We start from the raw sequence: 12,347 nt of genomic DNA on the forward strand, positions 1-12,347 counted from the left end.
GGCGACGAGTTCGTCATCCTCGCCGACGGCCTCGGCCGGGCCGACGCCGAGGACCTCGCCGTGCGGCTGCGCAACGAGATCATCCAGCCCATCCGGGCCGAGGGCCGGGCCGTCCGGGTGGGCGCCAGCTTCGGCATCGGCTGGGCGCACTGCGGGATGACCGCGGACGAGGTGCTCAAGTCCGCGGACGAGCGGATGTACGTAGAGAAACGATCTCGTCCCAAACAGCATCGCCGCGCGGGATGAACCGCAGGTCAGCGCGTTGGTGCGATCCGAGTCACCCGATTGGGGCAGTGAGAGCGGGTAGGCTCGCCCTCTCACCACCGCATCGCATCCGTTCCGCAGCTGCTTGAGGAGTACGAGGGATGACGCCCGGCAACAACGGCGCGAGCACGCCCGAGGACGACGACCCGTTCGGTTACCTGTACGCCGACGGTCAGGCCAACGGTGCCCAGCCGCCGTCCGGCGGTTACGGCTATCCGAACTCGGTCAGCAGGGTGCGTACGGTCGGCGACCGCCCGCGCGGGCAGCAGCACGTCACCTACGGGCAGGCCATACCGCCGCAGCAGGGCGGGCCCGGCCGTCCCAGCACGCACTACGCCGCGCCCGAGACCTACCCCGGCGGCGCCCCGACCACCCAGCAGCCGCTGCCCGGCACGCAGGGCGGCGGCCGGGGCCGCGGCCCCAACACCAAGGGGCTGCTGATCGGCGCGATCGCGGTCGTCGCGGCCGTCGTCATCGGCATCGGCGTGGCCATGCTGAACAGCGAGGGCGACGACGACAAGGCGGGCGGCGACACCACGCCCACCCCGACCGTCACCCAGAGCGGTGAGCCGACCCCGTCGGACAGCGGCAGCCCGGCCGCCGAGGACGAGGAGCTGCCGGCCATCGACGCCAAGACGCTGCTGCTCGGCGGCGGCGCCCACACCGCCGCCGACATCAAGGGCGCCAAGGCCGACGGCGGCTTCTACGTGACCGGCTTCAACACCGTCGGCGCCTCCGTCACCTGGAACGTCAACGGCATCCCGGAGTCCGGCAAGTACACCCTGTACGTCGGCTACGGCGTGCCCGGCAAGGACGCCAACGCCACCCTCACGGTCAACGGCACCGCCGCCTCCACGCCCGTCGACATGAAGAACTGGGCGAACGCCCCCGAGGGCGACTACGAGAAGGGCTGGACGAAGACGTACAACTACGTCCAGCTCAACAAGGGCACCAACACCATCAAGATCTCCTGCGAGCAGGGCAACCAGTGCGACGCCAACCTCGACCAGGTGTGGCTCGTCAAGGGCTGGGTGGAGTAGGACCGGGCGTGGCTCAGGCCGCGGTGGCCTCCGCGCTCACCGCGACCCGGGCCAGCAGCTCCTCGTAGGCCCGGCGGTCGAACTCCCCGGCCACCGGGGTGAGGACCGTCGCCGCCGACAGGGCGGTGGCGCGGGCCAGCCGGTCCGGCCAGGGCAGGCGCTCCACGAGCCCGGACAGCAGTCCCGCGACCGCCGAGTCCCCGGCGCCCGTCGGATTGCCGTGCAGCCGCGCGGGCGGTGCGGCGCGCCAGCGGCCCTCCGGGGTCACCGCGAGCAGCCCGTCCCGCCCCAGCGACGCCACCACGGCCCGGGCCCCGCGGCGGCGGGCGTCCTGGGTGGCGCGCAGCGGCTCGTGGGCGCCGGTCAGCTCGGCCAGCTCGTCGGCGTTCGGCTTGATGAGGTCGGGGCGGGCGGCGACGGCCCGGCGCAGCGGCTCGCCGCTGGTGTCCAGCAGGACGGGCACACCGGCCGCGCGGGCGGTGCGGACCAGTCCGGCGTAGGCGCCCACGGGCACGCCCGGCGGGAGGCTGCCGCACAGCGCCACCGCGTCGGCGGCGGCGAGCAGACCGCCGTAGGCCTCCTGGAACGCGGACCACTCGGCGGGGGTGATGAGCGGGCCGGACTCGTTCAGCTGGGTGGTGTCGCCGGTCTGCTCGTCGACGACGGCGATGGTGCGCCGGGTGACGCCGCCGATCGGGACGAGCGCGTCGCGCACGCCCGGGGTGGCGGTGAGCCGGTCCCGCACGCTGCGTCCGGTGCCGCCGCCCACGAAACCGGTGACCGTCACCTCGTGGCCGAGGGCCGCGAGCACCCGCGCCACGTTGACGCCCTTGCCGCCGGGGCGCTCGGTGACGTCGGTGACCCGGTGGGTGGCGTGGGGCCGCAGGGACCGGACGCGGTACGTGATGTCGAGAGCGGTGTTCAGCGTGACCGTGAGGATCACCTGGGCCGACCTCCCCCGAGTGGATGCGCTTGACGAGACGTTTTCCGGAGGCTTGATCATGCCAAAGAGACGGCGGTCGGCCCAGTCCTGGAACACGGCCGCCGTCCCGTCGACTCATGGACGGATTACCCCAGTTGGGGCTGAACCACCCATTCGCCGCGGCGCATCACGCCCGTCAGCTCGAAGTCCGCGTCCAGCAGCACCAGGTCGGCGTCCTTCCCGGGCTCCAGGGAGCCGATCCGGTCGTCCATCCCCAGCAGCCTGGCCGGGTTGGCGGAGATGGCCGCGACGACGTCCTCCACGGACAGCCGGTCGACGGTCACCGCCCGCTTGAAGGCACGGTCCAGGGTGAGGGTGGAGCCCGCGATCGAGCCTCCCTCCACCAGCCGGGCCACCCCGTCCGCGACCTCGACCTCCAGCGGGCCGAGCAGGTAGCGGCCGTCGCCGAAGCCCGCGGCGTCCATCGCGTCGGTGATGAACGCGACCCGGCCGGCGCCCGCGTGACGGAACGCCAGTTCCAGGGCGGCCGGGTGCAGATGGGTGCCGTCGTTGATCAGCTCGACGGTGACCCGCTCGTCCTCCAGCAGGGCCGCGATCGGGCCGGGGGCGCGGTGTCCGAGCGCGGGCATCGCGTTGAACAGATGGGTGGCGACGGTGGCGCCCGCGTCGATGGCCGCCACGGTCTGCTCGTACGTCGCGTCGGTGTGGCCGACTGCCGCGATCACGCCGTGCTCGCTGAGCAGCCGGACCGAGTCGATGCCGCCCGGCAGCTCGGTGGCCAGCGTGACCATCTTCGCGTGGCCGCGCGCCGCGTCGATCAGCTTGCGCACCTCCGCCGGGTCCGGGTCGCGCAGCAGCTCCTCGGAGTGGGCGCCCTTGCGGCACGGCGAGATGAACGGGCCCTCGAAGTGGATGCCGGCGATGTCGCCCTGTTCGGCCAGCTCGCTGAGGAGGCCCGCGCGCTCGGCGAGGAAGTGCATGTCACCGGTGACCGTGGAGGCGACCAGGGTGGTGGTGCCGTGGGCGCGGTGGGTGCGGATGCCCTTCAGGACGTCGTCGACGGTGCCGCTGGTGAAGCCCGCTCCGCCGCCGCCGTGGTTGTGGAGGTCGACGAAGCCCGGTACCACCCAGTGGCCGTCGAGGTCGATCACCTGGGCGTCGTCCGGGGCCGAGGCGGTGATGCGGGTGCCCTCGACGGCCAGGCGGCCGTTCTCGACGGTTCCCGTGGGGAGGACGATGTTGGCGCCGGTCAGGAGCAGGGGGGTGCGGTCCGTCGCGGGGTGCGGGAGGTTTGTGGCTGGTCGCGCAGTTCCCCGCGCCCCTGAGGGGGTGGCCGTCACGTCGGTTCCTCCGTACTGTCCGTTGAGTTGAGGAGATCCCAGGCGAGCAGGCCCGCGCCCAGGCATCCCGCCGTGTCGCCCAGGGCCGCCGGGACGATCGACGGCGGGTTCTGGAAGGTGACCCGCTGCCGGACGGCGTCCCGCAGCGGTGTGAACAAGGTTTCCCCCGCCTCGGCGAGCCCGCCACCGATGACGATCGTGCGGGGGTCCAGCAGGGTGAGGGCGGTGACCAGGCCGTCGGCGAGGGCGTCCACGGCCTCCCGCCAGATCCGGACGGCGTTCGGGTCCCCGGACATGACGGCCTTGGCGCAGTCCGCCGCGTCCGCGCCGGGGTCGCCGGCCGCCTCGGCCCAGGCCTGGCCGACCGCGGCCGCGGAGGCGTAGCGCTCCAGGCAGCCGCGCTGGCCGCAGGGGCAGGGGATGCCGCCGGGCCGTACGACGATGTGGCCGATCTCGCCCGCGTTGCCGTGCGCGCCCGCCTCCACCCGGCCGTCGATGCCGATGGCGCCCGCGATGCCGGTGCCGAGCGGGACGAAGAGGAAGCGGTCGGCGCCGCGGCCCGCGCCGATCCGGCCCTCGGCGAGGCCGCCGGTGCGGACGTCGTGGCCGAGGGCGACGGGGGTGCCGGACAGCCGCGCGCGGAGCAGGTCGCGCAAGGGGACGTCGCGCCAGCCGAGGTTGGCGGCGTAGGCGGCGATGCCGCGGTCGGCGTCGACGATGCCGGGGACGGCGACGCCGACGGCGGACGCCGGGGTGCCGAGGTGCTGTGCGCCGTGGGCGCGCAGGTCGGCGGCGAAGTCGAGGATGGTCTCCACGACCGCCTCGGGCCCGCGCTCGCGCCCGGTGGCCCGGCGGGCCCGGTGCAGCAGGGCGCCGTCCGCCCCGACCAGGGCGGCCTTCATCCCGGTGCCGCCCACATCGAGGGCGATGACGTGTCTCACGGGGGACAGTGTGGCCCGAGGACCCGGAAGAGGTCTAGTCCACTCACGTGGTGTAGACCTTGTGTGTCGGAAGGTGTAGACCTCCTTCCGCAATTCGGACAACAGGACAACGTGAGTCGACAGGGGTTGGGGAAGCGGTGCAGCGGCGCAAGGCAGGAATGATCGCGGTGGTGTCCGCACTGGGCATGACGGCGGTCCTCGGCGGCTGTGGCCTTACCGGAGGCTCCGACGACGTGACCCTGCGGCTGGTCGCCGCGGACTACGGCGACAGCGCGGCCAACAGCTCGAAGAAGTACTGGGCCGAGCTGGTCGAGAAGTACGAGGCCGACCACCCCGGGGTGAAGATCGAGGTCAGCGTCTACTCCTGGAACGACGTCGACCGCGAGGTCAAGGAGATGGTCGAGGCCGGCGACGCCCCCGACATGGCGCAGATCGGCGCCTACGCCGACTACGCGGACGCCGGACTCCTCTACCCGGCCGACGAACTGCTCTCCATCCCGGTCCAGGCCGACTTCGCCGGCCAGCTCGCCACCGCCGGGCAGATCGACGGCGCGCAGTACGGGATGCCGTTCGCCGCCTCCACCCGGCTGCTCTTCTACAACAAGACCCTCTTCACCGAGGCCGGCCTCACCCCGCCCACCACCTGGGACGAGCTGGCCGCCGCCGCGGCGGCGCTGAAGGCGCAGGGCGTGAAGTACCCGTACGCGCTGCCGCTCGGCCCGGAGGAGGCGCAGGCCGAGACCATGCAGTGGCTGCTCAGCGGGGGCGGCGGCTACACCGACAGCTCCGGCGGCTACGGCATCGACTCCCCGGAGAACGTCGAGACCTTCACCTGGCTGCGGGACGAGCTCGTCGGCAAGGACCTGACCGGGCCGGTCGCCCCCGGCAGGCTCAACCGGGCCGACGCCTTCGCCGCGTTCGCGAACGGGCAGGTCGGCATGCTCAACGGCCACCCCTCGCTGATGAAGATCGCCGAGAACAAGGGCGTGAAGTTCGGCATGGTGCCGATGCCCGGCGTCGACGGCGAGTCCAAGGCGACCATGGGCGTCGCCGACTGGATGCTGGCGTTCAAGCAGAACGGCCACAAGGAGCAGGTCGGCGAGTTCCTCGACTTCGTCTACAGCGACGAGAACGTGCTCGACTTCTCCCGCGAGTACGACCTGCTGCCGGTCACCAACTCCGCGTACGAGGTCATGAGCGCCGCCGAGGAGGACAAGGCACTCCAGCCGTTCCTGAAGGAGCTGCCGCTCGCCGAGCTGTACCCGGTGGGCAAGACGTCCTGGGCCCAGGTGGCCGCGGAGGTGAAGAAGCGGATCGGGCAGGCGGTCGCGCCCGGCGGCAGCCCGTCGGCCGTGCTCGGCAAGCTGGAGACCACCGCGCTCAACGCGGAGAGCGCGGCGGACGCTGACTAGCGGACCGGCGGTCGCTGTCAGTGGGGGCGGCTAGCGTTCCCCGTATGGAACGTCGTATGGAGCGTCGTGGGGAGCGTGGGCCGCTGGGCCGCCGGGAGCGGGACATCCTCGCGCTGGAGCGCCGGGGCTTTCCCGGCCCCGGCGCGAAGGAGCGCGCGATCCGCGAGGAACTGGGCCTCGCCCCGGTCCGCTACTACCAGCTCCTCAACGCCCTGCTCGACGACCCGAGGGCCCTGGAGCACGACCCGGTGACGGTGAACCGGCTCCGGCGGGTCCGGGAGGCCCGACGAGCCGAGCGATGAGGCCGGGTTCACGGTTCGGCACGGCCCCCGGCGGTTAGGTTCGCCCTATGGGCAGCCCTGAAACACACACGACGGACCTTCCCGAACCGGTGACCCCGCAGGGGCGCGACGGCCTGCGCGCCCTCCTCGCCCGCCCCGGCGAGGCGGTGATCGCGCTGGACTTCGACGGCACCCTCGCCCCGATCGTCGCCGACCCCGAGCAGGCCCGCGCCCACCCGGACGCGGTGCCCGCGCTGGCCGCGCTCGCCCCGAAGGTGGCCGCCGTCGCCGTGATCACCGGCCGGCCGGCCGAGGTCGCCGTACGCCACGGCGGCTTCGCGGACGCCCCCGGCCTGGAGCACCTGGTCGTCCTCGGCCACTACGGCGCCGAGCGCTGGGACGCGGCCACCGGCGAGGTCACCGCGCCCCACCCGCACCCCGGCGTGGCCGCCGTGCGCGCCGCGCTGCCGGGGGTCCTCGCCGGAGTCGAGGGCGCCCGGACCGAGGACAAGGGGCACGCGGTCGCCGTGCACACCCGGCGCGCCGCCGACCCCCAGGGCGCGTTCGACGCGCTGCGCGCCCCGCTCGGCGACCTCGCCGCCCGCAACGGCCTGATCGTCGAACCCGGCCGCATGGTCCTGGAACTGCGCCCGCCCGGTATGGACAAGGGCGTGGCGCTGGAGCGGTACGTCCGCGAGACCGACGCCGGCGCGGTCCTCTACGCCGGTGACGACCTCGGCGACCTCCCCGCCTACGCCGCCGTCGACACACTCCGCGCCGACGGCATCCCCGGCCTCCTGGTGTGCAGCGGCAGCGACGAGGTCACCGAACTCCGCACCCGCGCGGACGTGGTGACCGACGGCCCCCGGGGCGTCGTCCGCCTGCTGAGGACGCTGGCAGCCCACCTGCCCTGACCCGGCCGCCGGACGGCCGCCGGTCCGGCCCGCGTGGCCGACTGCCGTCACCCGGCCGGCCGGCGTGCTCGGCAGCCGCCGCGGCCCGGTCACGCGTCGGTCCGGCTGGTCGGCGTCCTCCGTGCTGCCGTCGGCTCGTCCGGCGCCGCCCCGTCCGGTCACGGCAGGTTGTCCCGGTCGGCGGGGAGGGACGGCGGCTGCCGCCCCGGCCGGTGGGTGTGATCACTCGCAGCGCGGCCCGGCCGCCGCCCCGGCCGGTCGGCACGGTCGCCCGGCGGCCCGGCTGGGTCGGCGTCCGCCGTGCTGCGGCCGGCCGCCGTCGCGCCCGGCGCCGCCGAGGCTCTGACGCGGGCCGACGGCGGGGGCCCGCCCGGCACCGACCCCGGCGGCCGGGGCGGCCGGTTCTCCCGGCCGGTGGGCCCGGCCGGTTGCCCCAGCCGGACGGCAACGGTCAGTCGCCGCCCCGGCCGGGCGGCGTGGTCAGCTGCCGTCCCGGCCGGTCAGTGCGGTCAGCTGGTCCAGGAACCACTGGGCCGGGGGGAGGGCGGTGGCCGCGGCGGTGAGGCGCTTGGTGCGTTCCGCGCGTTCGTCGAGGGGCATGGTGAGGGCCCGGTGCAGGGCATCCGCCGTTCCCACGATGTCGTACGGGTTCACCGTGACCGCGTCCTCGCCCAGTTCCTCGTGGGCGCCCGCCTCCCGGGACAGCACCAGCGCGCAGCCCTCGTCGGAGACGACCGGCACCTCCTTGGCGACCAGGTTCATGCCGTCGCGGATGGGGTTGACCAGGGCCACGTCGGCCAGGCGGTAGGCGGCCAGGGAGCGGGCGAAGTCGTCCTTGACGTGGAGGACCACGGGGGTCCAGTCCGCGGTGCCGTACTCGTCGTTGATCTCGCCCGCCAGACGCTGCACCTCCGCCGTGTAGTCGCGGTAGACGGCGAGGTCCTGGCGGGAGGGGTAGGCGAAGGCGACGTGGACGACGCGTTCGCGCCACTCGGGGCGGTCGGCGAGCAGCTGCCGGTAGGCGAGCAGGCCGCGCACGATGTTCTTGGACAGCTCGGTGCGGTCGACCCGGACGATCGCCTTGCGGCCCTCGCCGATCTCGGCGCGCAGCGCGGTGATCCGCTCCTCGACGTCCGCCTCGTGCGCGCGCCGGCGCAGGAAGTCGGCGTCCGCGCCGAGTCCGTGGACTCCGATCCGGGTGTCGCCGACCCCGCCCGCGAACGCCTCGCAGCACGCGGTGAACGCGTCGGCCCAGCGCCGGGTGAGGAAGCCGAGCCGGTCCGCGCCCAGCATGCCGCGCAGCACGGACCGCGCGATGTCGTCGGGGAGCATCCGGAAGTACTCCGGAGGCGCCCACGGGGTGTGCGAGAAGTGGCCGATCCTCAGATCGGGGCGCAGCTCGCGGAGCATGCCGGGGACCAGCACCAGGTGGTAGTCCTGCACGATCACCGCGGCACCCTCGGCCGCCTCCGCCGCCAGCGCCTCGGCGAACGCCCGGTTGTACGTCTCGTACGACGCCCACTGGCGCCGGAACTCCGCGTCGAACACCGGCTCCAGCGGTGTCTGGTACAGCATGTGGTGCACGAACCACAGCACCGAGTTCGCGATGCCGTTGTAGGCGTCCGCGTGGACCTCGGCCGGGATGTCCAGCATCCGCACGCCGTCCTCGCCGACCCCGCGGCGCACCGCCTCGCGGTCGCCGTCGCCGAGCGCGGAGCACACCCACAGCGCGCCCGCGTCCGGCCCGATCGCCGACAGCCCGGACACCAGTCCGCCGCCGCCCCGTCTGGCGTGCAGCGAACCGTCGTCGCGGACCTGGTAGGAGACGGGGCCACGGTTGGAGGCCACCAGTACCTGTGCAGCACCTGACGTCGAAGCCATGGTCCTCAACCTAGCCCGCCCCCCAACCGCTCAAACGTACGGTTCGGCCGTATACAGGAGGCCCGGCGGGTTACGCGACTCTGCGTGCCGCGTACTCCGCGATCTCCGCCATCGGCGGACGCTCCTCCGTGTCCACGGAGTACGTCCGCGGCTCGAAGCCGCCCGCCGCCCGCTCGAACTGGGTCAGCGACGGCCGGATCAGATGCCCGCGGGCCAGCCGCAGCTGGGCCGTGCGGTAGATCGCGGCGGACATCCGGCCCAGCGCCTGCCCGTCCTGGTGCCGGTGCTTGCGTACCCCGACGTCGACCTGGGCGAGCGCGTCCAGGCCCACCAGGTGCAGCGCGTCGACCAGCATGCCCAGTTCCACCCCGTACCCGACGGGGAACGGCAGCTGCTCCAGGAGCGAGCGGCGCGCCGCGTACTCGCCGCCCAGCGGCTGCACGAACCCGGCCAGCTGCGGCCAGTGCATGTTCAGCAGCGGGCGGGCCATCAGCTCGGTGACCCGGCCGCCCTGCCCGGCCGTGGCGCCCAGCGGACGGTCGTACATCGCCTTGACGAGGTGCACGTCCGGATCGGTCAGCAGCGGGCCGACGATCCCGGAGACGAAGTCCGGGGAGAACTCCCTCAGATCCGCGTCGACGAAGCAGACGAGGTCACCGCTCGTGACGAGCAGGGACCGCCACAGCACCTCACCCTTTCCGGGGACGGCCGGAACGCGCGGGAGTATCTCGTCCCGGTGCACCACGCGGGCGCCCGCGGCGGCGGCAACCTCGGAGGTGCGGTCGGTGGAGCCCGAGTCGACGACGACGATCTCGTCGACCAGCGGGACCTGCCGCATGAGGTCGTGACGGATGACGGCGACGATGTCGCCGACCGTCTCCTCCTCGTTGAGCGCGGGCAGCACCACACTGACCGTCTGGCCCGTGGCGCGTTTGGCGGCGAGGATCTTGTGGAGGGGTCGATCGGTCACGGACCAGGAGCGGGTGCTCAGCCAGCGCTCGACTTCTTCCAGCACAGTGCGCGGCTCCTCTGCGTTGTCTCGGCGAGTGGCGATGATCGGTCTGTGTTGCGATCCATCTCGCGGTTCGGACGGCTATCTCAACTGTCCTGGCCTTCGGTTACAGTCTTGAACAACGCTGATGACCATCGCATGTCGGGGGTCGCTCGCGTTCCACAACCGCATACAGCTCATCCAGAGGGGCAGAGGGACACGGCCCGATGAAGCCCCGGCAACCCTCCAGCCGGTCTCGTAGATCACCGCTGATCATGCTGATCATTTCGCGAGGCTCCCGGCTAGGGAAGGTGCCAAATCCGTCTCACGGCGAAGTGCGTCGTGAGGAAGATGAGGAGAAAGGGCCTCGCCTCACATGGCTGTGCAGACTGTTGCAAGCACCACGAATTCCGCTGCGGCTTCGACCTCTCCGTCCGCTTCCCCTTCCACGGTAGACCTCGGGCCCGCCGCCGCGCTCTCCTGTCGAGAGTGCGGCCACCGCGTCCCGCTCGGGCCGGTCTTCGCCTGCGAGGAGTGTTTCGGCCCGCTGGAGATCGCCTACGACTTCTCCGCGTACGACGCCGAGGAACTGCGCACGCGCATCGAGGCGGGCCCCGCGAACATCTGGCGGTACGCGCCGCTGCTCCCCGTCCCGGCCGACGTGGCCGGCAAGCCGAACCTCAACCCCGGCTGGACCAAGCTCGTCCAGGCCGACAACCTGGCGCGCGAGCTGGGTGTCGAGGCCGGCAAGCTCTTCGTCAAGGACGACTCCGGCAACCCGACCCACTCCTTCAAGGACCGCGTGGTCGCCCAGGCCCTGGAGGCCGCCCGCGCCTTCGGCTTCACCACCCTCTCCTGCTCCTCCACCGGCAACCTGGCCGGCGCGGTGGGCGCCGCCGCGGCCCGCGCCGGCTTCCGGTCCTGCGTGTTCATCCCGCACGACCTGGAGCAGGGCAAGGTCGTCATGGCCGCGGTCTACGGCGGCGAGCTGGTCGGCATCGAGGGCAACTACGACGATGTGAACCGCTTCTGCTCCGAGCTGATCGGTGACCCGGCGGGCGAGGGCTGGGGCTTCGTCAACGTCAATCTGCGGCCGTACTACGCGGAGGGCTCCAAGACCCTCGCGTACGAGATCTGCGAGCAGCTCGGCTGGCGGCTGCCGGACCAGATCGTGGTCCCGATCGCCTCCGGCTCCCAGCTCACGAAGATCGACAAGGGTCTCCAGGAGCTGATCAGGCTCGGGCTCGTCGAGGACAAGCCGTACAAGATCTTCGGTGCCCAGGCCGAGGGCTGCTCGCCGGTGTCGGCCGCGTTCAAGGCGGGGCACGACGTGGTCCGCCCGCAGAAGCCGAACACCATCGCCAAGTCGCTGGCCATCGGCAACCCGGCGGACGGTCCCTACGTTCTGGACATCGCCCGGCGTACGGGCGGCGCGGTGGAGGACGTCAACGACGAGCAGGTGGTCGACGCGATCAAGCTGCTGGCGCGGACGGAGGGAATCTTCGCGGAGACGGCGGGCGGGGTGACCGTGGGCGTCACCCGCAAGCTGATCGAGAACGGTGTCCTCGACCCGGCCGGGACCACCGTCGTCCTCAACACCGGCGACGGCCTCAAGACCCTCGACGCGGTGGCCGGCACCGGCCTCACCGCCACCATCCGACCGAACCTGGACTCCTTCCGAGAGGCTGGCCTCGCATGAGCGTGACCGTTCGCATCCCCACCATCCTGCGCACCTACACCGGTGGCCAGGCCGAGGTCTCCGCCGAAGGAGCGACCCTCGCCGAGGTCATCGCCGACCTGGAGAAGAACCACACCGGGATCGCCGCCCGGGTGCTGGACGACCAGGGCAAGCTGCGTCGGTTCGTCAACGTGTACGTCAACGACGACGACGTCCGGTTCGAGCAGGGGCTGGAGACCGCCACGCCGGACGGCGCCGGTGTGTCGATCATTCCCGCGGTCGCCGGCGGCTGCTGACCGCTGTCACGCGCTGTTCATCGAATTGCCCCCTCCGTGAGAGATGCGGAGGGGGCAATTCCATGTGGTTGAGCGCGGTAGAGTTGGGGAACCCGCCGTACTTTCCTCGATGTCGCTGCGTCGAGAAGCAGCCAAAATCGGCGGCCTTTTTGCGCCTTTCGCTCCTTATGCCGGGCCCGACTTGCCCCGAATCCGGGTGAATTCTTCATAAATAACCGATCACCGGTGCCCGGATTTCTCGTCCGATTGACCTGTTGCAGACGGCAGTTGGACAGATACATTCAGCCGCGGTCGACGCGTTCCGGCGCACGCCCCCAATGACTGGGGGGTGAGGTCTGACCCGGATCCGCGAAGTGTGGATCTGTG

General features: G+C 72.4%; 12 protein-coding genes and 1 riboswitch. Of the genes, 7 read left to right on the plus strand and 5 right to left on the minus strand.

The genetic code is table 11. The annotated features are described in order from the left end of the window. Together VE614_RS30750 and VE614_RS30755 are read left to right on the plus strand one after the other, a co-directional pair. On the plus strand, positions 1–246 hold a 246-nt coding region (locus VE614_RS30750; protein WP_324944592.1), incomplete at its 5' end, for a diguanylate cyclase domain-containing protein. A gap of 119 nt (positions 247–365) precedes the next feature. Next, complete coding sequence (locus VE614_RS30755; RefSeq protein WP_324944594.1) at positions 366–1,304, plus strand: CBM35 domain-containing protein; 939 nt, start codon at positions 366–368, stop codon at positions 1,302–1,304. A gap of 13 nt (positions 1,305–1,317) precedes the next feature. Here the strand turns inward: VE614_RS30755 and VE614_RS30760 are convergent, their stop codons facing one another. From VE614_RS30760 to VE614_RS30770, 3 genes are all read right to left on the minus strand, one after another. Further along, complete coding sequence (locus tag VE614_RS30760) at positions 1,318–2,247, minus strand: 1-phosphofructokinase family hexose kinase (protein WP_324944597.1); 930 nt, start codon at positions 2,245–2,247, stop codon at positions 1,318–1,320. 125 nt (positions 2,248–2,372) lie between these two features. Next, the gene (gene nagA / locus VE614_RS30765; RefSeq protein ID WP_414719672.1) at positions 2,373–3,587 is read right to left on the minus strand and encodes an N-acetylglucosamine-6-phosphate deacetylase; all 1,215 of its coding nucleotides are present in this window, start codon (positions 3,585–3,587) and stop codon (positions 2,373–2,375) included. Continuing rightward, entirely contained in the window at positions 3,584–4,528 is a 945-nt protein-coding gene (locus tag VE614_RS30770; RefSeq protein WP_324944600.1) for an ROK family protein, read from the minus strand. The genes nagA and VE614_RS30770 overlap by 4 nt, the downstream gene beginning before the upstream one ends. 158 nt (positions 4,529–4,686) lie before the next feature. Here VE614_RS30770 and VE614_RS30775 point away from each other — a divergent pair, with 158 nt between their 5' ends. Genes VE614_RS30775 through otsB form a run of 3 tightly spaced genes read left to right on the plus strand, consistent with a single transcriptional unit; the run spans position 4,687 to position 7,135 of the window. After that, entirely contained in the window at positions 4,687–5,940 is a 1,254-nt protein-coding gene (locus VE614_RS30775; protein ID WP_414719677.1) for an extracellular solute-binding protein, read from the plus strand. 44 nt (positions 5,941–5,984) lie between these two features. Further along, positions 5,985–6,242 carry a DUF3263 domain-containing protein gene (locus VE614_RS30780; protein WP_324944603.1) on the plus strand — a complete coding sequence of 86 codons (258 nt, stop codon included), beginning with the start codon at positions 5,985–5,987 and terminating at the stop codon, positions 6,240–6,242. 47 nt (positions 6,243–6,289) lie between these two features. Next, the gene (gene otsB / locus VE614_RS30785) at positions 6,290–7,135 is read left to right on the plus strand and encodes a trehalose-phosphatase (RefSeq protein WP_324944607.1); all 846 of its coding nucleotides are present in this window, start codon (positions 6,290–6,292) and stop codon (positions 7,133–7,135) included. 480 nt (positions 7,136–7,615) lie between these two features. Here otsB and VE614_RS30790 read toward each other — a convergent pair whose 3' ends face one another. Beyond that, positions 7,616–9,016, minus strand: a complete 1,401-nt coding sequence (locus VE614_RS30790; protein ID WP_324944610.1) for a trehalose-6-phosphate synthase — start codon at positions 9,014–9,016, stop codon at positions 7,616–7,618. Positions 9,017–9,086: 70 nt separating this feature from the next. Next, positions 9,087–10,031, minus strand: coding sequence for a glucosyl-3-phosphoglycerate synthase (locus VE614_RS30795; protein WP_324944613.1), 945 nt, complete (start codon positions 10,029–10,031; stop codon positions 9,087–9,089). Between the two features lie 170 nt (positions 10,032–10,201). Continuing rightward, a riboswitch (SAM riboswitch) is annotated at positions 10,202–10,365 on the plus strand. A gap of 18 nt (positions 10,366–10,383) precedes the next feature. On the opposite strand from VE614_RS30795, the gene thrC reads away from it, so the two are divergent. Next, the gene (gene thrC / locus VE614_RS30800; protein ID WP_324944615.1) at positions 10,384–11,706 is read left to right on the plus strand and encodes a threonine synthase; all 1,323 of its coding nucleotides are present in this window, start codon (positions 10,384–10,386) and stop codon (positions 11,704–11,706) included. Next, positions 11,703–11,981: a MoaD/ThiS family protein gene (locus tag VE614_RS30805; RefSeq protein ID WP_086169607.1), complete on the plus strand. Its 279-nt coding sequence runs from the start codon at positions 11,703–11,705 to the stop codon at positions 11,979–11,981. The genes thrC and VE614_RS30805 overlap by 4 nt, the downstream gene beginning before the upstream one ends. Positions 11,982–12,347: the final 366 nt, after the last annotated feature.

It is taken from the genome of Streptomyces sp., assembly GCF_035645055.1.
In the GTDB taxonomy this organism is placed as follows: Bacteria; Actinomycetota; Actinomycetes; order Streptomycetales; family Streptomycetaceae; genus Streptomyces.

What these genes read in the sequence shown, in the direction of transcription:
- otsB (WP_324944607.1), top strand. Translation starts at nt 6,290, where the DNA reads ATGGGCAGCCCTGAAACACACACGACGGACCTTCCCGAACCGGTGACC.
- VE614_RS30775 (WP_414719677.1), top strand. Translation starts at nt 4,687, where the DNA reads ATGATCGCGGTGGTGTCCGCACTGGGCATGACGGCGGTCCTCGGCGGC.
- VE614_RS30790 (WP_324944610.1), bottom strand. Translation starts at nt 9,016, where the DNA reads ATGGCTTCGACGTCAGGTGCTGCACAGGTACTGGTGGCCTCCAACCGT.
- VE614_RS30780 (WP_324944603.1), top strand. Translation starts at nt 5,985, where the DNA reads ATGGAACGTCGTATGGAGCGTCGTGGGGAGCGTGGGCCGCTGGGCCGC.
- thrC (WP_324944615.1), top strand. Translation starts at nt 10,384, where the DNA reads ATGGCTGTGCAGACTGTTGCAAGCACCACGAATTCCGCTGCGGCTTCG.
- VE614_RS30805 (WP_086169607.1), top strand. Translation starts at nt 11,703, where the DNA reads ATGAGCGTGACCGTTCGCATCCCCACCATCCTGCGCACCTACACCGGT.
- VE614_RS30755 (WP_324944594.1), top strand. Translation starts at nt 366, where the DNA reads ATGACGCCCGGCAACAACGGCGCGAGCACGCCCGAGGACGACGACCCG.